This is a genomic window from gamma proteobacterium symbiont of Axiagastus rosmarus, from assembly GCF_059730925.1.
In genome coordinates this window covers 581304-598781 of record NZ_AP035925.1, presented here as the reverse complement: position 1 = coordinate 598781, position 17478 = coordinate 581304, and the positions used below count along the sequence as shown (strand labels likewise).

Below are 17478 nucleotides of genomic sequence, written 5' to 3'. Positions count from 1 at the left end.
GCCTCCACTGAGACACACCATAATTTGGTTTGGTTTCATTGTGATGGCAATCACGCAGGATTTATTTAGGAATAGTCCCGCGCTCAATTCTCACGCCCACGCTCGCCGCCTGGGCGACAGCCCCCGGTTTACCTACCTTCACGCGTACTCCGGGCGTTTTGAAACGATTCATCAACAGATCGGCGATTTCTTCTGCCACCCGTTCGACCAGCGCAAAACGCTGCCCCTGCAGATGACTGAGGATCGCTTCGGTGACATCGGCGTAGCTCAGACAGTGGTTCACATCGTCGCTCACCGCCGCCTGACGGTTGTCCCACGCCATTTCGACATCGAGCACCAGCTTCTGCTGCATGCCCTGTTCCCAGTCGTAAACGCCAATGGTGGTGAACACGGTGAGTTGTTCTATAAATACGATATCCATGATGTCACTCTCTGTTTTTGGCTTAGCCGGATACCACTTCCGGCGGATTATGCGTATTATCCACGCTTATCGAGAACAAAACGACCCAAAAGGAACGGTACGAAGCTATGAGTGCTATCGCGCTTGGTATGATTATTTTCGCGTATCTTTGCGGCTCGATTTCCAGTGCGATCCTGGTTTGTAAACTCGCTGGTTTACCCGATCCCCGCAGCGCAGGCTCTGGCAATCCAGGCGCCACCAACGTGTTACGTATTGGCGGTAAAGCCGCCGCTGCCGCGGTACTGATTTTCGACGTGGCGAAGGGAATGGTGCCGGTATGGATCGCCTGGTGGCTGCACGTCACGCCGATGTATCTTGGTCTCACGGCCATCGCCGCCTGCCTTGGCCATATCTATCCGGTATTTTTCCGCTTTCGCGGCGGCAAAGGTGTGGCCACCGCGTTTGGGGCCATCGCGCCGATTGGCTGGGATTTGACCGGCCTGATGACCGGCACCTGGCTGCTGACGGTGCTGCTCAGCGGCTACTCATCGCTGGGCGCGATCGTCAGCGCGTTAATTGCCCCGTTTTATGTCTGGTGGTTTAAGCCGCAGTTCACCTTTCCGGTGTCGATGCTGTCATGCCTGATTTTACTGCGCCATCACGACAATATTCAGCGCCTGTGGCGCGGTCAGGAAAACCGCGTGTGGAAGCGTAAAAAGAAGAAATAAAAAAACCGGCGCGCAGCCGGTTTTTTATCATCAGATGGCCGGTAATTCCGCCAGCGGCCAGCGTGGCCGCACGCTGACACCCAGCTCACCGCGCGTGCCGCCTTTCAGCCGCACCATGCCGGCATAGGCAATCATCGCGCCGTTGTCGGTGCAGAACTCCGGACGAGCATAAAACACCTCGCCGCCGCGCGCGCTCATCATGGTTGCCATGCGTTCACGCAGCGTGCGGTTGGCACTCACGCCGCCGGCAATCACCAGGCGTTTGAAGCCGGTCTGCTCCAGCGCACGCTTGCATTTGATCATCAGCGTATCCACTACCGCATCTTCAAAGGCGCGGGCGATATCGGCGCGCGCCTGTTCGTCACCGTCATGTTCGCGAATGGTATTCGCCGCAAAGGTTTTCAGGCCGGAGAAGCTGAAGTCCAGTCCCGGACGATCGGTCATCGGGCGCGGGAACTTAAAGCGATCCGGCGTGCCCTGCTGTGCCATGCGCGACAGCATCGGGCCGCCCGGATAATCCAGCCCCAGCAGCTTGGCGGTTTTATCGAACGCTTCCCCGGCGGCATCATCAATCGATTCGCCCAGCAGCGTATATTCACCAATACCGGTGACGCTGATCAGCTGCGTGTGGCCGCCGGAGACCAGCAGTGCCACGAACGGGAATGCCGGTGGGTTGTCTTCCAGCATCGGCGCCAGCAGATGGCCTTCCATGTGATGCACCGGCACCGCCGGCACGTTCCAGGCGAACGCCAGCGCGCGGCCAATGGTGGCACCAACCAGCAGCGCACCGACCAGGCCGGGACCGGCGGTGTACGCCACGGCGTCAATCTCTCCGGCCTGCAAGCCCGCCTGTTTCAGCGCGGCCTGAATCAACGGCACGGTTTTCCGCACGTGATCGCGCGAGGCCAGTTCCGGCACCACGCCACCGTAATCGGCATGTAATTTCACCTGGCTATATAATTGATTCGCCAGCAGACCGGACGCATCGTCATAAATCGCGATGCCGGTTTCATCGCAGGACGTTTCAATACCCAGAACTCGCATAGCTTTATCACCCTCTTCTTGCGGCGCGCAGTGTAGCACAGGCCGGCTGACGCCTGCCCCCTTCCGCACGCGAAAAAGTGTTTTTCTGTCGCGCAAAGAGTGCGCTATACTCCACGGCCTGAAAAAACCGGCAGCCGCACAGGCAAACGCTCCTGTTGGTTCTAAATTGTCCATGGTGCTTTACAAGCCAGCCGCGCCTGGAGTAAAATGCTGCACCATTTTGAAAAGTGCTGGCGCCGCAGTCAGCAGCAAAAACCGAATTTTATCGAGGTGAGAGTTACATGCCGGTAATTAAAGTACGTGAAAACGAGCCATTCGACGTAGCACTGCGTCGCTTCAAGCGTTCCTGCGAGAAAGCAGGCGTTCTGGCTGAAGTTCGTCGTCGTGAGTTCTATGAAAAACCAACGACTGAACGTAAGCGCGCTAAAGCGTCTGCTGTTAAGCGTCACGCCAAGAAACTGGCTCGCGAAAACGCACGCCGCACTCGTCTGTACTAATTTCTTTCGGAAGTTCGCTTCCGCCGCGTGTTAAACGCAGACAGAGTCAAGTAAGAGGCCGTGCTTTCCGAAAGGAAGCGCGGCTTGTTGCCGTTTATGAGCTGAAAAACCGGGGCTTATGGCTGGACGAATTCCACGCGTATTTATCAATGATTTACTTGCCCGCACGGACATCGTGGATCTTATCGATGCCCGCGTTAAGCTGAAAAAGCAGGGTAAGAACTATCACGCGTGCTGTCCTTTCCATAACGAAAAAACCCCCTCTTTCACCGTAAGCGGTGAAAAGCAGTTCTACTACTGCTTTGGCTGTGGTGCCAAAGGCAACGCCATCGACTTCCTGATGAATCACGATCGTCTGGATTTCGTCGAGAGCGTTGAGGAACTTGCCACGCAGCACGGCTTAGAAGTGCCGTACGAAGCGGGCAATGGTCCGAGCCCGATGGAGCGCCATCAGCGCCAGAGCCTGTATCAGCTGCTGGAAGGTTTAGACAGCTTTTATCAGCAGAGCCTGCGCAATCCGCAGGCAAAATCAGCACAACAGTATCTCGCCACACGCGGGCTAAGCCAGCAGGTGATCGATCACTTTGCCATTGGCTATGCGCCAGCCGGCTGGGACAACGTCCTGAAGCGTTTCGGTCAGCAGAAAGAAGATCGTGAATCGCTGATGGAAGCGGGCATGCTGGTCAGCAATGACAGCGGCCGCACCTACGATCGTTTCCGCGATCGCGTGATGTTTCCGATTCGCGACAAGCGCGGACGCGTGATTGGTTTTGGTGGCCGCGTGCTGGGCAACGATACGCCCAAGTACCTGAACTCACCGGAAACACCGATTTTCCATAAAGGCCGCCAGTTATACGGCCTGTATGAAGCGCAAAAAAATCATCCGCAACCGGCGCGTCTGCTGGTGGTGGAAGGCTATATGGACGTGGTTGCGCTGGCGCAGTTCGGCATTGATTATGCTGTCGCCTCGCTGGGCACCTCGACCACAGCGGAACATATCCAGCTTTTGTTCCGCTCGACCGATAACGTGATCTGCTGCTACGACGGCGACCGCGCCGGTCGTGAAGCTGCATGGCGTGCGCTGGAAACCGCATTGCCTTACATGAATGACGGTCGTCAGCTACGCTTTATGTTTTTGCCCGACGGCGAAGACCCGGATACCCTGGTGCGTAAAGAGGGCAAAGCAGCGTTCGAAGCGCGGATGGAGCAGGCTATGCCGCTCTCCACGTTTCTGTTCGACAGCCTGATGCCGCAGGTGGATCTGAGTACGCGCGACGGCCGTACCAAGCTGGCGACGCTGGCGCTGCCGCTGATTAGCCAGATTCCGGGCGAAACGCTGCGGATTTATATGCGTCAGACGCTGGGTAATAAACTCGGTATTCTGGACGATAACCAGTTAGACAAGCTGATGCCGAAGCAGGCGGAAAGCGGTACCGCACCGGTGGCGCCGCCGATGAAACGCACCACCATGCGCGTGCTGATTGCGTTGCTGGTGCAGAATCCGCAATTTGCCGCCATCGTGCCTGCGCTGGACGGGCTGGAGCAGTCTAAATTAGCGGGATTGCCGCTGTTTGTGGAGTTAGTCCGCCGTTGTACTGAGAATCCTGGCCTGACCACCGGACAGCTACTAGAGTTATATCGCGGGACAGAATTTAGCCAGCCCCTTGAAACACTGGCCACCTGGAACCACATGATCGTAGATGACGAAGCGGAAGAAGTGTTCCAGGACTCGCTGGCAAGCATCTATGATACTGCGCTGGAGCAGCGCCTCGAAGCACTGATTGCGCGCGACCGGACTGAAGGCCTGAGCGCCGCCGAACGCCGTGAATTCTGGGCATTAAGCCAGGCATTAGCCAAAAAATAAGATTTTACCGGGTCAGAATGATGAAGGCTGATAACGCCGCCGTTCTTGCCTGATGTTTCTGGTTTATGGACGCTGTAAGCGAAGCCGGAAGCAATGCATACATACCAGAGGCGTTAACATCGCTGTCAGTTTCAAGGCTGCCAGCGCGCAGCAACCGGAGCGTACTGGCGTACGTGAGGATTGCGAGCACTGCCAGCATTGAAAATGGCAAGTAAGTTAGCCCCGGACAGAATATTAAGCGGCTTGAGTGCCGATTTACGATGGGCCAAAGCCCTGGCCGCGTTGAAGGCAGCGGCAAAAATACAACGCCTTCACTGTTATAGTTGGCTCGCTGCCGACCGACACCAATCTAATTAACAGAAGTGTGGATACCGTCTTATGGAGCAAAACCCGCAGTCACAGCTTAAGCTGCTTGTCACCCGTGGTAAGGAGCAGGGCTATCTGACCTATGCTGAGGTCAATGACCATCTGCCGGAAGATATCGTCGACTCCGATCAGATCGAAGACATCATCCAAATGATCAACGATATGGGTATTCAGGTGGTGGAAGAAGCCCCGGATGCCGATGATCTGATGCTGAATGAAAACAGCACCGATACTGACGAAGATGCCGCGGAAGCTGCCGCTCAGGTATTATCCAGCGTTGAATCTGAAATTGGCCGTACCACCGACCCGGTTCGCATGTACATGCGTGAAATGGGTACCGTTGAGCTGCTGACGCGTGAAGGCGAAATCGACATCGCCAAGCGTATCGAAGACGGTATCAACCAGGTGCAATGCTCTGTCGCCGAATATCCGGAAGCAATCACCTACCTGCTCGATCAGTACGATCGCGTTGAAGCGGGCGAGTCACGCCTGTCTGACCTGATCACCGGTTTCGTCGATCCGAACGCCGAGGAAGATCTGGCACCGACCGCGACCCACGTTGGTTCTGAGCTGTCAGAAGAAGACCGCGACGACGACGAAGAGGAAGACGAAGAGAGCGACGACGACAGCTCCGACGACGATAACTCTATCGATCCGGAACTGGCGCGCGAGAAGTTTAACGACCTGCGTACGCAGTACGAAACCACGCGCACCGTGATCAAAGCCAAAGGCCGCAGCCATGCGGACGCCGTGGCCGAGATTAATAATCTCTCTGAAGTGTTCAAACAGTTCCGTCTGGTACCGAAGCAGTTCGATTACCTGGTGAACAACATGCGTGAAATGATGGAGCGCGTGCGTACGCAAGAGCGCCTGATCATGAAGCTGTGTGTTGAACTGTGCAAAATGCCGAAGAAAAACTTCATCACCCTGTTTACCGGTAATGAAACCAGTGAGAGCTGGTTCAAAGCGGCACTGGCCATGAATAAGCCGTGGTCAGAAAAACTGCAGGAAGTGGAAGAAGATGTCATGCGTTCGCTGCAGAAACTGCTGCAGATTGAAGAAGAGACCGGCCTGACCATTGAGCAGGTGAAAGACATCAACCGTCGTATGTCGATCGGCGAAGCCAAAGCGCGTCGTGCGAAGAAAGAGATGGTTGAGGCTAACCTGCGTCTGGTGATCTCCATCGCCAAGAAGTACACCAACCGTGGCCTGCAGTTCCTCGACCTGATTCAGGAAGGCAACATCGGTCTGATGAAAGCGGTGGATAAGTTTGAATATCGCCGTGGCTATAAGTTCTCAACTTACGCCACCTGGTGGATCCGTCAGGCTATCACCCGTTCCATCGCCGACCAGGCGCGTACCATCCGTATTCCGGTGCATATGATTGAGACCATTAACAAACTCAACCGTATTTCGCGCCAGATGCTGCAGGAGATGGGCCGCGAGCCAACGCCGGAAGAGCTGGCTGAGCGCATGCTGATGCCAGAAGATAAAATCCGTAAGGTGCTGAAAATCGCTAAAGAGCCGATCTCCATGGAGACGCCGATTGGTGATGATGAAGATTCGCATCTGGGCGACTTTATCGAAGACACCACGCTGGAGTTGCCGCTGGATTCCGCGACCTCGGAAAGCCTGCGTTCTGCCACCCACGACGTGCTGGCTGGCCTGACCGCGCGTGAAGCCAAAGTCCTGCGTATGCGTTTCGGTATCGATATGAATACCGACCACACGCTGGAAGAGGTGGGCAAACAGTTTGACGTAACGCGTGAGCGTATCCGTCAGATTGAAGCCAAAGCGCTGCGTAAACTGCGCCATCCGAGCCGCTCGGAAGTGCTGCGTAGCTTCCTCGACGATTAATCGTCCTGGTCAGTAAAAACCCCGGCTAGCTGGGGTTTTTTATTGTCTTCAGTATGGCGTCAGCCCTTTCTCCTGCATCACGCTGCGCGCCTTGTCGCTCTGCAGGTATTTCACGAACTTCGCCGCGGCCTGCTGCTGCTGGCTGCTGCGCGTGATCACCGCACCGTACAGCGTATCCTGCTGTGCCGCCGGCGGAATCAGTCCCACGATAGTAATGCCTTTCACCGCCTTCAGCTCGCTGTTCTGCTGAAAGCCCAGCTCGGCTTTGCCCTGCGCGACCGCCTCACCCACCGGCGTGGCCGGAATCACGGTAATCTTCGCCGCCGTTTTCGGGCCCAGCTGCAGCTTATCCAGCATCTTGCTCTGAATATATTTGCCGCTGGCACTGTCAGACACGGCGATGCTTGAGGCGGAGGTCAGCACCTGTTTGAACTTCGCGACGGTACTGATATCCGGCGGCGTGGTGCCCTGCTTCACCGCCATGGCGATGTACGAGTGCGCCAGCACCTGATGGCTGGCGCTATCCACCCATTTCGCCTGCTCCAGCGGCTTGATGGCGTAATCCACCATCACCAGCACGTCGGCGCTTTCATGGCGTTTAAGGCGATTAGGAATCGCCTGCGGCGTGTCCCCCATCGACGGCGCCGCTTCCAGCTCAATGCAGTCACCGCTCTGCTGCTGATAATCCTGCTTCAGGCTTTCAATCACCGGGTACATACCGCCGGAACTGAATACCTTCAGCGTTGCGGCCTGGACGCCCGGTTGCGCCGCCAGCAGCAGTGCCGCCAGAACCATGGTGCGTTGCTTCATCTCCCTGCTCCTTTTTTTGCGTGGAGCATCCGGTGTAGCCAGAAACAAAACGATGAACAACGTTATTACCTGATGAAACAGAGCCAGCTCACGCCTTATTCTGTAACCAATCATGAAGCTGGCGATAAGCGGCGACCATCTCCTCCAGCGAAGCGCGGTTTAATCCGCTGGGATTGGGCAACACCCATAAGCGGGTTTCGCCCAGCAGCTGCGGCTGCTCGCCCCACGCCACATTGCGCTGACGAAATGCCTTCTGAAACGCATCCTTACCCAGCACCGCCAGCGCGCGCGGCTGAAAGCGCAGCACCTTTTCCTGCAGACGCGCACCGCCGTCGCGCAGCTCCGCGCCCGCCAGCTCGCTGGCCAGAATGGTGGGGCGCTCTACCAGCATGGTGATGCCGCAGCCGGTCTCCAGCAGCCGCTGTTCCTGCTCCGGCAGCAGCTGTTCGCGGGTAAATCCGGCCTGATGAATCACCTTCCAGAAGCGGTTGCCGGGATGCGCAAAGTGAAAGCCGGTATGCGCCGAGGATTTGCCCGGATTGATGCCGCAAAACAGCACCTGCAAATCGGGCGCGATGATGTCGCGGATGTCGTGATCGCTCATGCTGTCACCAGCCCGGCGCGCAGTTTGACTGCCTGACGCGTCACCTCCAGCATCCGGCGCGCTTCCGCCTCGTCAGTGCAGGCGCGCGCCAGCGCCAGCGCACCGACCATTTCGGCCTGCATGCTGCTGGCGATGCTCTCCGCCTGCGCATGCCCCAGCTGCTGCAGCGCCTGCACCAGCTGGCGCCGCACCGCTTCGCGCTTCGTTGAAAACAGCGCCCGCGCATCCGGCGGTAAATGCGCCACTTCACTGACCAGCGCCGGTATCGGACAGCCCTCGCCCGGCGCGCCACAGTGCTGGTCCGACAGATAGCGGTCGATCCACTGGTTCAGCCGTTCAGCCGGATCCTCAATCGCCAGCACGGCGGCAAAACGCTGCGCCGAGTCGGCAAACATCTCGCTAATCACCGCTTCGACCAGCGCTTCACGTGAGGCAAAGTGCGCATAAAACCCGCCGTGCGTCAGGCCAACGCGCTTCATCAGCGCTGCCACGCCAATGCCTTCGGTGCCGCATTCGCGCATCACCACCGCCGCTTCCTCCAGAATGCGCTGCCGCGTGCGCGCCTTATGGCTTAGCTTTTCCATCGGTTGTTACCCTGCTCATCGTTAATGGCAATCAGTGTAATTATTACGATCGTCATATTCCAGCTTGACGATAGATATGATGGTCGTCATATTATCAGCACACTAATATGACGACCATCATACAGAGGGCTTTTCCATGTCACATCAACTGACTTTAATCACCGGCGCTTCCAGCGGTATCGGCGCAACTTACGCTAAACAGCTGGCCGCACGCGGCAACGACCTGATTCTGGTGGCGCGCGATGCAGCACGCCTGAGCGCACTGGCGCAGTCGCTGCACGAAGCGCACGGCGTGGAAGTCAGCGTGCTGGCCGCGGATCTGACGCGCCATGAGGATCTGGCGCGTATTGATAGCGAGCTGCGGGACAATACGCGTATTACCACGCTGATCAACAATGCGGGCATGACGGTGGAAGGCGAGTTTATCGACGCCAGCATCAACCAGACGCAAACCATGCTGGCACTGAACGTGGTGGCGCTGACGCAGCTCTCGCACACGGCCGCACTGGTTTTCCGCAGCCGCAACGCGGGCACCATCGTGAACGTGGCGTCGGTACTGGCGCTGGTCAACGAGCAGGCAAACGGGGCCTACAATGCGACGAAAGCTTTTGTGCTCTCGCTGACGCGTAACATGCAGCGTGAGCTGGCGGGCCACAACGTACGCGTGCAGGCGCTGCTGCCGGGCCTGACGCGCACCGAGATTTTCCAGCGCACCGGGCGCTCGGTGGATGACCTGCCGGCAGAGATGGTGATGGAGGTCGATGACTTAGTCGCCGCTGCGCTGCGCGGTCTGGATGACGGCGAAGCGATCACTATCCCTTCGGTGGAAGATATGGGCCTGTGGCAAAGCTTTGAGCAGGCGCGCGGCGCCATCCTGCCGTTTATCTCGCTGAATAAGCCCGCCACGCGCTATCGCTGAACCTGCGCATCCTGAGACAAGGCAGCAAGCCTTGTCTCAAAAACGCGACAGCAGTGGGCGTTTATTGCGCGCATCTGTCAGGGCTTCGGGATTTTTTGCTGTGAGATCAAGGACTCAGTGATTGCGGGAATTTTCATCAACCGATTGAGCAACGCTGGATCGCCCCACCGAGATACTTTATAATCCCCGCTCCGCTGGCCCCTTAGCTCAGTGGTTAGAGCAGGCGACTCATAATCGCTTGGTCGCTGGTTCAAACCCAGCAGGGGCCACCAAATTTAATCATAAAAAACATATAGTTAAGCCGCTCATCGAAGCGGTTTTTTTGTATCTGGTTTTTTGAGTGGCGGTAAAGTGGCGGTGCATTTTTACCGCCGCCACCCTCCCCCGATCGAATCGCCAGACAAACTCACCTCAAAAGGACGATTGATAATGCGATTACACTTAGCCCTGATCTGCTCTGCGTTAATATTCTCTTCAGTCGCTGCGGCGCAAGCTTCAGACGTGATCACCCTCAAAAAAAAACTTAAGCCCTGGCAACCGACGGAAGTCAGCCAAAAGGAAGATCAGCTAATTATTGTGATACCCGCCGCCAATGTTGATGATGAAACTTATAAAGCAATTACCTCTAGCGGGATATGCGCCCCCATCTGGACAAAAGACGTTCCTGCTAATTACCTAAAAAATATCAAGGCCATCAACGTAACAAACAAATTTAAAGCCAGCGGATATTCCTTTGAAAACCCACTATCGACCTGTAATGAAATGGGTAAGTTAATGGATAAGCCCGCAACAGCGTTGCTGCTTGGCAATACTCACGTTTTCAGGGGGAGCGAATAGCGCCCACAAAAAACCCCGCCAATGCGGGGTTTTATGGGCTGCTCAAATTAATGCAGCAAAGATGGCTGGGATTCATGCCCGGTGAAAATCGGCACACGATTGACCTTGCCGGGCGATACAATAATCATCGCTAACGTTTCGTGCGTTTTGAAAGAACAACTGCAATTGATGTTCTGGCACTGGTGATAGCGCTCTTTTGTTTCTTTTGAAATATATCGACTGCTTTTAGCGTGTGCTGCGGTCTGGCATAACGGACAATGCATCATCGGTGGCGTCTCCCTATAAGCTCGTAGCTTTAATACTCTTAAATACCAAAATGAGCAACAATTTTTCACTTATTGTGAATCATCATCATCTGATTCTGCCTGATACTCAACATCGGATAACAAAACTTCGAAATCAAGCTGCGTTGTGTACCCGCTGCCGCTAAGGTTGTGCGTCACTTTGCTGATGAGCCATGGCTGCGCATCAATTACTGATTTAAAGCCGCGAACTTTCACCGGCGTCTCCGGATAGAGATCGGCGCGCCCCATTGCAAGGGTTAGCGAGAACTCAGCGACGCCTCGCTGCAGCTTTTCCCATTTAGCTTTTGCCGCACGCATCGCCGTTGCTTTGCTGGAATAAACGGTTGTGAGCGTAAACACGTTATTTTCACTGCCGGCCAGATAATCCCCCTCGCGGGCCTCCGGCGTTTTTGTCGTTACCGCTTTTTTCTTTTTTGCAGCGGGGTGCTCAAGTGCGCGCAGGTGTTTTATTTTGGGTTTGCGCTGCAGCTTTACCTTTTTAGGCTTCGGGTCTTTCGTATGCAGCCAGCTCGCCGAAACACCTGTATACGCACCACGATCGGCAATGCTGAAAGTGTGTCGATCACCGTCCTGCCGGGTGATGGTCATCTGAGGAATAGGCTTCCCGCTGGCAGTGACGCCGTTCCCCGGCCTTATAAACAATAGTCGCCCGGCTTTCACAGCTGCCACCGCCCCGTATAGCGTTGCAATTCGGGTCAGAAATTTAGCGTCTGTTTCCTGTGTCTGGTCAATATGGGCTACGGCGATCCCGGCGAATCCCTCCGCCAGCATGGGCTGCAGGTTATTTCGCCCGGCAATCTGCGTCACGATATCGCCTAAAGTGGTATCGTGATAAGACACCTCCCGGCGAGAATTGAGCGTGCCGCGAAAATCAGCGCTGCGGGCGCGGATGGTCATCGTATCCGGCGCACCATGATGCTCCACCTCATCAACAGTAAAGCTACCTTTACCGATCAGCGCCTGCCCTTTCCAGCCAAGAAACAGCGCAACCACTGCACCGCGCACCGGCATGGCAAGCTGCCCGTCGGCGTCGTCCAGCTCAATATCCAGCTGGTCAGCCTCAAAGCCGCGGTTATCAGTGAGCGTCAGCGATATGAGCCGATCACGGATATTGGTCGTAACATCCGTTGAATTAACCGTCAGCATGAAATCAGGCGTAAGCCGTGCGCCTGCCTGCACCGGCAGGCCGATGATACCCGTCATCCCGCAAGCCCTTTTGCAGAAGTAATAAGACTGCCCGCTGCTGACTTAACGCTGCTTATGGCAGACGTAAGCTGCCCCGGCAGATTGCCGGCACCGCTGATAAGCCCGTCCGCCTGTTTTTTCAGATCGCCAAACATAGCTGTCAGCGACTCATCCACACGCTTAAGACTCATGGTAAACATGATTTTACTGGCCGTTCCGTCTGGCAGAAATTCGCTATGCGTGTTGGAAATGCTCTCGATCACGTACATGCCGTAAATCGTGCCGTTTCCGCCAATCAGCGGCCAGGCCATGCCCTCATCGGCCAGTACGCGCACAGTCAGCAATGAAATCGTACCGCCGGTAATCTCCGGGCGCAGCTCCCCGGACAGCGTAATTTTTTCATCACCGGGCCCGATAAACTGCGCGGCCGGCCGCTGTCCAAACCTGCTGTTAGTGGGCCACCGATAGTCAATGTTGTGCTGCAGTTCGCCATAAGGCAGCGTCTGCCGCATAAACGGCATCATGCCGTAAATCATCATCATCGTTTAATCCTCCCAGCCCATTTTGCTGCGGTTCTGCGCCTGACGGTTGCGCTGCTCTTTAGCCTGATGCTGCGCCATAAGCGCCATTGCGTCGTCTTTGGTCATGCCTTCGTGCATGTTAATTTCGTACTGGTAGGTATTCTGGCTGCGGTCGGTATAGCCGCCACCGGCAGACGGAGACGATACAGGGCGATAGGGCGCACCGCCTGTTGCCAGGCTGTACTGCAGCCCACCGGTATCCACGCCCGCACCTCCGGTTGCTATCGGGTCGGGGGATACCACTTTATCTTTGAGACCGTCGGATTTCGTGTCGATGATGCCGAGCTTTTCTAGCACCCAATCGATACCGCTACGCAGTTGGTCCAGCGCATGCCCCGGAATCTTCAGGGCCTCGGCCAGCATATTGCCGAACTTCCTGCCCATGTCACCGGCTGACGCCAGCTCTGCCTGAGTGGATTTTACCGGCTCCAACAGCTTGCCGAACCAGCCCCAAAGCTCTTTGATTTTTTCACCCACAGCCGAGAATATTGGTGTCAGGCTTCCGAACGCATCACCAATCGGCCCCATCGCAGCCGTAAACCCATCGGCAAATCCGCTAATAAAGGCGCTGATGGGCTCCCAGTATTTGCGTACCAGTAGCGCACCGGCCACGATTGCCGCCGCGACTGCCACAACTGGCAGTGTGATAGCGCCGAGCGCTGTCGTAATAGCTCCGCCCGCGATGCTGAATGCCGTACCGAGGAAGCCCACCCCGGCAATCAAGATATTCACGCCCGCAATCACCGGCCAGGCTATTAGCCCGATTGCGCCCAGCGCACCAGCCAGAATCAGCCCGACCATTGCGACTTTTGCAATCCCACCTGCCAGCTCAGGGTTAGCTTTAATCCAGCCATCAACCTTAAGTAGCAGCGCCGCGGTGTCCTGGGTGAGCGTGCGCAGAGCGCCATCGTTCTGATCAAATAGGTCGGTGCCGATAGCCTCATAAGCAGACTGCAGCTCTTTCAGATCGCCGCCGAGATTATCCTGCATCACCTGGACCAGCTCGGCCGTTTTACCATCAGAGGCATTAAACGAAGCGGTCAGCTGGTCGAGCTTGCCGGTTGAGGCGGCGGTCATCAGCACGGCGGCCGATGAGCTGGCCTCCTCGCCAAAGATAGTTTTCATGTACTCGGCGCGCTGACCTGTTCCCAGCCTGTTACGGTCAAAGCTCGCCTGCATTTCTTTCAGAATGGTGAAGATCGGACGGGTATTTCCTTTGCCGTCTGCCGTTTTAATTCCCAGCTCATTGATAGCCTTGAATGACTGACCAGTCGGCGCCTGCAGCCGGCTCAGTACGGCGCGGCTTCCCGTACCGGCCATTGAGCCGGTGATTTTGGCATCGTGCAGAGCGCCGACCATCGCTGCAGCCTGTTCTATGCTGACGCCCGCGTTTTTCGCTACCGGGGCAACGTAGGTCAGCGCATCGCTCAACCCGTCAAAGTCAGCGGCCGTTTTATTCATGGTCATCGACAGCACGTCGCCGATGTGTGCAACCTTGTCATTAGTGAGCTGAAAAGCTGATTTCATCCCCATCAGCAGCCCGGCGTTTTCTTCCATCGTGCGCTTGTTTGCCAGCGCCATATTGAGCGTAACCGGCGTAACCGCTTCGACAGCAGCGGCATCACCACCGCCTTTGGCGATAATGATTTGCGCGCCTGCCGCATCATCGGCAGAGGCGGCGGTTGTATCACCCAGCTGACGCGCCTGCGCGCGCAGTGCGATCATCTCCTTTGAGTCTTTCGCCACGCCGAGCACGGCCTGCAGCTCGGAGTTCTTCTGTGAAAACTCAAAGCCCGGCCTCAGCAGTGACGTCGCCGCCATACCGCCGACCGTGGCGGCACCGATGCCAGCCGCACCCATGTTGCGCACTTTTCCCGACAGCTCCTGTCCTTTCCGGTAGCGATCGCTTATCTGGTTCAGCCGCTCCTGCTGCTGACTCAGGCGCTGCAGCTCCATTTTCTGTCGGCTCAGGCTGACCGTCGCCTGCGCCGAGGCGGATTTAAGGCGCTGCTGCTCGCTACTCAGGCTTTTGGTGGAGATGCCCGCCGCATCTAGCTCATGATTCTGGCGTTTAACCGACTCGGTAAGACTGTTGTATTTCTTCTGCAGACCATCAGCTGCGCGCTTTGCCGATTCAAGCACCTGCGCCTGCGCACGCGTTGGCCGCTCGGTGTTTTTAAACTGGGTAGCAAGCTGTTCGGCCTCGAGCTTCGCCTTTTCAAGCGCATGCCCGGTCACGGCCAGTTGCGCATTTGCTTTACGCAGGCCGTGAATTTTCGCCGCCTGCGCGTCGAGCTCTTTGATGCTGTTCTGCGTTTCGCGGATATCGCCTGACAGCCTGCGGGTTTCTTTGCGCAATGCGGTAAACGGCCGGGTCGCCTGGTCCACCGCTTTCAGCAGCACCTGCACCTTGAGGTTATTGCTCATCCGGGGTTGCTCCGCTGCGGATAAAGGCCTTATGCCGCCAGCCCATCAGCTCGGCCAGCGGCATGTCGTACATCTCGGAGGGTTGCCAGTGAAATATCGTGGCAATGTCGGCCATCAGGTCATTAACCGTCAGACCGGGGGGCCATTCTATTCCGCCGACTTCGACGACAAAAAACCGATCACCTTACCAGCGAGCGCAATCAGGTCGACCGGATCAAGGTTGTTGCACTCGGCTTTCGTCAGCGACGGCTGAGTAATACGCGGCAGCACCATCATCAGCGCGTCCACGTCGGAACCTGCAAGGTCTGACAGGCGCACGCCACGCAGCGCGCCGGCGTTAGGCTTAATCAGCTCAACCAGGCTGATCACGGTATCACCGCGCTTAATCGGAGTTTCAAGTACGACGGTATGTTCACTATTTTCCATGTTCATTATCTCTGTTCACTGTAGTCAGGCAGAGCCAGCGCCTCAGGACGCCGGCGCCGGGGTTATACCAGGCCGATGTTTTTACGGCGCTGCTCAAGGCGATCAACGCCGTTGACCCTCTCCACCATGTTGATAGTGTCGATTTCGATCAGCTCTTTGCCGTTAAACGTCAGCTTGTAATAGGTGTTTTTACTGGTGATTTTGGTTTCGGTATCTTCGCCCTGTTTGGCTTCGCCGAAATCAAACGACTGATGCTTACCGCGCACCTCAATCTCTACCGCGATTTCCTCGCCGGTATCGTCGCGCTGGTAAGAGCCGGTAAAGCGCAGCGGCACGGCAGTCGCACCCCACTGCGTAAGCACCAGGTCATCCATGCCGCCGATGCTCCACTCAATATCAAGCGCGTCATCTTCTAGGCCGTTGTCGATGTGCGCCGCGCCGCTCATGCCGCCCGCGCGGAACGGGTCAAGCTTGCGAGCCAGCTTCGGCAGGGTGACGGCGGTCACGACGCCCTGATAGCTGTTAGCGTCGTTAAAAAGGTTCATGGCCTTCAGTTTGCGTGGCAGTGCCATTTATCCGGCTCCTCAGCTGTTTACGGATGCGGCGAAGTTCGCCAGATAGGTGTCGGTAATGCGCTGGCGCAGGGTTAAATCTTCCAGCGGCGGTACCGGCGTGTAGTCGTAATCGATAAAGAGCTTGCCCGCCTTCAGGGTGTCTTTATCGTTGGCGCTTTCGTCGTACCAGGCGGATGCCCCGATCAGATAACCGGCACTCACCAGCTCGCGGAATTTGGCGTTAATGCCTGCAATGATTTCGCGCACCAGTACCGGCGTCAGCGGCTTGTCTGCCGCCCACATGTGCGCCTCGGCCATGGTATCGGCCAGCACCTGCGCCGTGCGGGTGTAGTTCTCAAACTGGAACAGCGGATCGTCGCTGCAGGTGCGGTTACCCCAGAATCGAAAACCGTCCTTACGGATGAGCGTGGTAACATCCGCCTCGTTGAGCAGGTCTGCGTCGGTTCCGGTCTGCTGCAGATCCCAGAACACCGATGCAGAAATGCCGGTCACACCATTAACGCCGACGTTGGACAGGGTTTTATGCCAGCCGGTGTCATTGTCGATTTTGGCGCGCAGGCCCAGCGCCCGGGCGGTGGCGTAAGCCACGTCGGATTTGTTAGCCGCGGTATTCCAGGCGAGGAAGTTAGGCCAGATCACCATGATTTCACGCTGACTGAAGTTCTGGCGGTACAGGCGGGCGTCGGAAATGGTTTTGCACTCCCATGCTGACACGTAGGCGAAGGCGCGCAGCTGCTGCGCAATGCTCGCCAGCGCGGTTGCCACCTCCAGTGAATCCAGCCCGGGCACGCCGAGGATGCGCGGCTTGACGTCGAGCTGCGTCTGCGCAGCAAGAAGCGCTTTCATGCCGGTGTACTGACCATTCTCGTCGGTGCCGCCAATGATGTTGGACGTTGTTTCGGCTTCGTCCGCGCCTTCGGCCACGCGCACCACAACGGTGACGGGTTTTGACTGGTCAGCAATAGCCTGCAGCGCTGCTGCGAGCGTGCCTTTTTTGCCGGCCTTGCCGACGGCGGCCTGCACGTTGGTGATAAGAATCGGCGTATTCAGCGGGAAGGTTGCCGCATCCGCATCCTGCGCGGTGCAGACCATGCCGACGATTGCTGTTGATACTGTTGCAATGGTGCGCGTGCCGTCGTTGACTTCGACGACACGGACACCATGATGATAATCAGACATCTGATGCACTCCGTTTTGAGGGTGTGCTCAGGGTGTCAGGTCAGGCTTAGCTGTGCATCTGATGGGGGTTTGCTGGTCAGTCAGCAGACAGAATTAATAATCTGCTGCTGCCTATCGGCCAGTATGTGCCGCAGCACAAGCGCAGCGTGCTGCAGCGTCGCGCCGTTCACCAATATGGATAAGGCGTCACTCGTTGCATGGATGAAATACATTCAGGGTGTGCAGGTGGTGAATATTGAGTAAGCGCCGGCCATAATCTGGCCGCAGAAACCGCAATAAAAACTAGCCCG

Annotated in this window: 19 protein-coding genes and 1 tRNA gene; 7 read left to right on the top strand and 13 right to left on the bottom strand. The window is 56.7% G+C overall.

What is annotated here, in order from left to right; genetic code table 11:
- Positions 1 to 61: 61 nt before the first annotated feature.
- Positions 62 to 421 carry a bifunctional dihydroneopterin aldolase/7,8-dihydroneopterin epimerase gene (gene folB / locus AC6I8F_RS02930; protein ID WP_021509625.1) on the bottom strand — a complete coding sequence of 120 codons (360 nt, stop codon included), beginning with the start codon at positions 419 to 421 and terminating at the stop codon, positions 62 to 64.
- A 107-nt stretch (positions 422 to 528) separates the two neighbouring features.
- Between folB and plsY the strand changes: the two genes are divergently transcribed.
- Positions 529 to 1128 carry a glycerol-3-phosphate 1-O-acyltransferase PlsY gene (gene plsY, locus AC6I8F_RS02925; RefSeq protein ID WP_021509626.1) on the top strand — a complete coding sequence of 200 codons (600 nt, stop codon included), beginning with the start codon at positions 529 to 531 and terminating at the stop codon, positions 1126 to 1128.
- A gap of 30 nt (positions 1129 to 1158) precedes the next feature.
- On the opposite strand, the gene tsaD is transcribed toward plsY, so the two are convergent.
- A complete protein-coding gene (gene tsaD, locus AC6I8F_RS02920) occupies positions 1159 to 2172 on the bottom strand; it encodes a tRNA (adenosine(37)-N6)-threonylcarbamoyltransferase complex transferase subunit TsaD (RefSeq protein ID WP_031280133.1) in 1014 nt (337 codons plus the stop codon).
- A 281-nt stretch (positions 2173 to 2453) separates the two neighbouring features.
- Here tsaD and rpsU point away from each other — a divergent pair, with 281 nt between their 5' ends.
- The 3 genes from rpsU to rpoD all read left to right on the top strand — a co-directional run bounded on the left by rpsU (position 2454) and on the right by rpoD (position 6756).
- A complete protein-coding gene (gene rpsU, locus AC6I8F_RS02915) occupies positions 2454 to 2669 on the top strand; it encodes a 30S ribosomal protein S21 (RefSeq protein WP_001144069.1) in 216 nt (71 codons plus the stop codon).
- A 118-nt stretch (positions 2670 to 2787) separates the two neighbouring features.
- A complete protein-coding gene (gene dnaG, locus AC6I8F_RS02910; protein ID WP_215787145.1) occupies positions 2788 to 4533 on the top strand; it encodes a DNA primase in 1746 nt (581 codons plus the stop codon).
- Between the two features lie 378 nt (positions 4534 to 4911).
- Positions 4912 to 6756, top strand: a complete 1845-nt coding sequence (rpoD, locus tag AC6I8F_RS02905; RefSeq protein WP_021509630.1) for an RNA polymerase sigma factor RpoD — start codon at positions 4912 to 4914, stop codon at positions 6754 to 6756.
- A 48-nt stretch (positions 6757 to 6804) separates the two neighbouring features.
- Here the strand turns inward: rpoD and AC6I8F_RS02900 are convergent, their stop codons facing one another.
- The 3 genes from AC6I8F_RS02900 to AC6I8F_RS02890 form a co-directional block, all read right to left on the bottom strand.
- Positions 6805 to 7566: a substrate-binding domain-containing protein gene (locus AC6I8F_RS02900; RefSeq protein ID WP_282954820.1), complete on the bottom strand. Its 762-nt coding sequence runs from the start codon at positions 7564 to 7566 to the stop codon at positions 6805 to 6807.
- 88 nt (positions 7567 to 7654) lie between these two features.
- Positions 7655 to 8170 carry a G/U mismatch-specific DNA glycosylase gene (mug, locus tag AC6I8F_RS02895; RefSeq protein WP_141496450.1) on the bottom strand — a complete coding sequence of 172 codons (516 nt, stop codon included), beginning with the start codon at positions 8168 to 8170 and terminating at the stop codon, positions 7655 to 7657.
- Positions 8167 to 8754, bottom strand: a complete 588-nt coding sequence (locus AC6I8F_RS02890; RefSeq protein WP_264250501.1) for a TetR/AcrR family transcriptional regulator — start codon at positions 8752 to 8754, stop codon at positions 8167 to 8169. The genes mug and AC6I8F_RS02890 overlap by 4 nt, the downstream gene beginning before the upstream one ends.
- A gap of 136 nt (positions 8755 to 8890) precedes the next feature.
- Here AC6I8F_RS02890 and AC6I8F_RS02885 point away from each other — a divergent pair, with 136 nt between their 5' ends.
- From AC6I8F_RS02885 to AC6I8F_RS02875, 3 genes are all read left to right on the top strand, one after another.
- Positions 8891 to 9673: an SDR family NAD(P)-dependent oxidoreductase gene (locus AC6I8F_RS02885; protein ID WP_498028490.1), complete on the top strand. Its 783-nt coding sequence runs from the start codon at positions 8891 to 8893 to the stop codon at positions 9671 to 9673.
- A 196-nt stretch (positions 9674 to 9869) separates the two neighbouring features.
- Positions 9870 to 9945 (top strand) — tRNA-Ile (locus AC6I8F_RS02880).
- A 157-nt stretch (positions 9946 to 10102) separates the two neighbouring features.
- Positions 10103 to 10510 carry a hypothetical protein gene (locus AC6I8F_RS02875; protein ID WP_498028489.1) on the top strand — a complete coding sequence of 136 codons (408 nt, stop codon included), beginning with the start codon at positions 10103 to 10105 and terminating at the stop codon, positions 10508 to 10510.
- Positions 10511 to 10557: 47 nt separating this feature from the next.
- Here the strand turns inward: AC6I8F_RS02875 and AC6I8F_RS02870 are convergent, their stop codons facing one another.
- From AC6I8F_RS02870 to AC6I8F_RS02835, 8 genes are all read right to left on the bottom strand, one after another.
- On the bottom strand, positions 10558 to 10776 hold the full coding sequence (locus tag AC6I8F_RS02870; protein WP_498028488.1) for an ogr/Delta-like zinc finger family protein: 219 nt from the start codon (positions 10774 to 10776) through the stop codon (positions 10558 to 10560).
- Positions 10777 to 10845: 69 nt separating this feature from the next.
- Entirely contained in the window at positions 10846 to 12018 is a 1173-nt protein-coding gene (locus tag AC6I8F_RS02865; RefSeq protein ID WP_498028487.1) for a phage late control D family protein, read from the bottom strand.
- Complete coding sequence (locus AC6I8F_RS02860) at positions 12015 to 12542, bottom strand: phage tail protein (protein ID WP_498028486.1); 528 nt, start codon at positions 12540 to 12542, stop codon at positions 12015 to 12017. The genes AC6I8F_RS02865 and AC6I8F_RS02860 overlap by 4 nt, the downstream gene beginning before the upstream one ends.
- Before the next feature lie 3 nt (positions 12543 to 12545).
- Complete coding sequence (locus AC6I8F_RS02855) at positions 12546 to 15008, bottom strand: phage tail tape measure protein (RefSeq protein WP_498028485.1); 2463 nt, start codon at positions 15006 to 15008, stop codon at positions 12546 to 12548.
- Positions 14998 to 15123 (bottom strand): GpE family phage tail protein, encoded by a 126-nt coding sequence (locus AC6I8F_RS02850; protein WP_071778604.1) that lies wholly within the window; start codon positions 15121 to 15123, stop codon positions 14998 to 15000. The genes AC6I8F_RS02855 and AC6I8F_RS02850 overlap by 11 nt, the downstream gene beginning before the upstream one ends.
- Positions 15124 to 15155: 32 nt before the next feature.
- Positions 15156 to 15434, bottom strand: coding sequence for a phage tail assembly protein (locus AC6I8F_RS02845; protein WP_498028484.1), 279 nt, complete (start codon positions 15432 to 15434; stop codon positions 15156 to 15158).
- 62 nt (positions 15435 to 15496) lie between these two features.
- The gene (locus tag AC6I8F_RS02840; protein WP_498028483.1) at positions 15497 to 16006 is read right to left on the bottom strand and encodes a phage major tail tube protein; all 510 of its coding nucleotides are present in this window, start codon (positions 16004 to 16006) and stop codon (positions 15497 to 15499) included.
- Positions 16007 to 16018: 12 nt separating this feature from the next.
- Positions 16019 to 17188, bottom strand: a complete 1170-nt coding sequence (locus tag AC6I8F_RS02835) for a phage tail sheath protein (RefSeq protein WP_498028482.1) — start codon at positions 17186 to 17188, stop codon at positions 16019 to 16021.
- Between the last annotated feature and the right edge of the window lie 290 nt (positions 17189 to 17478).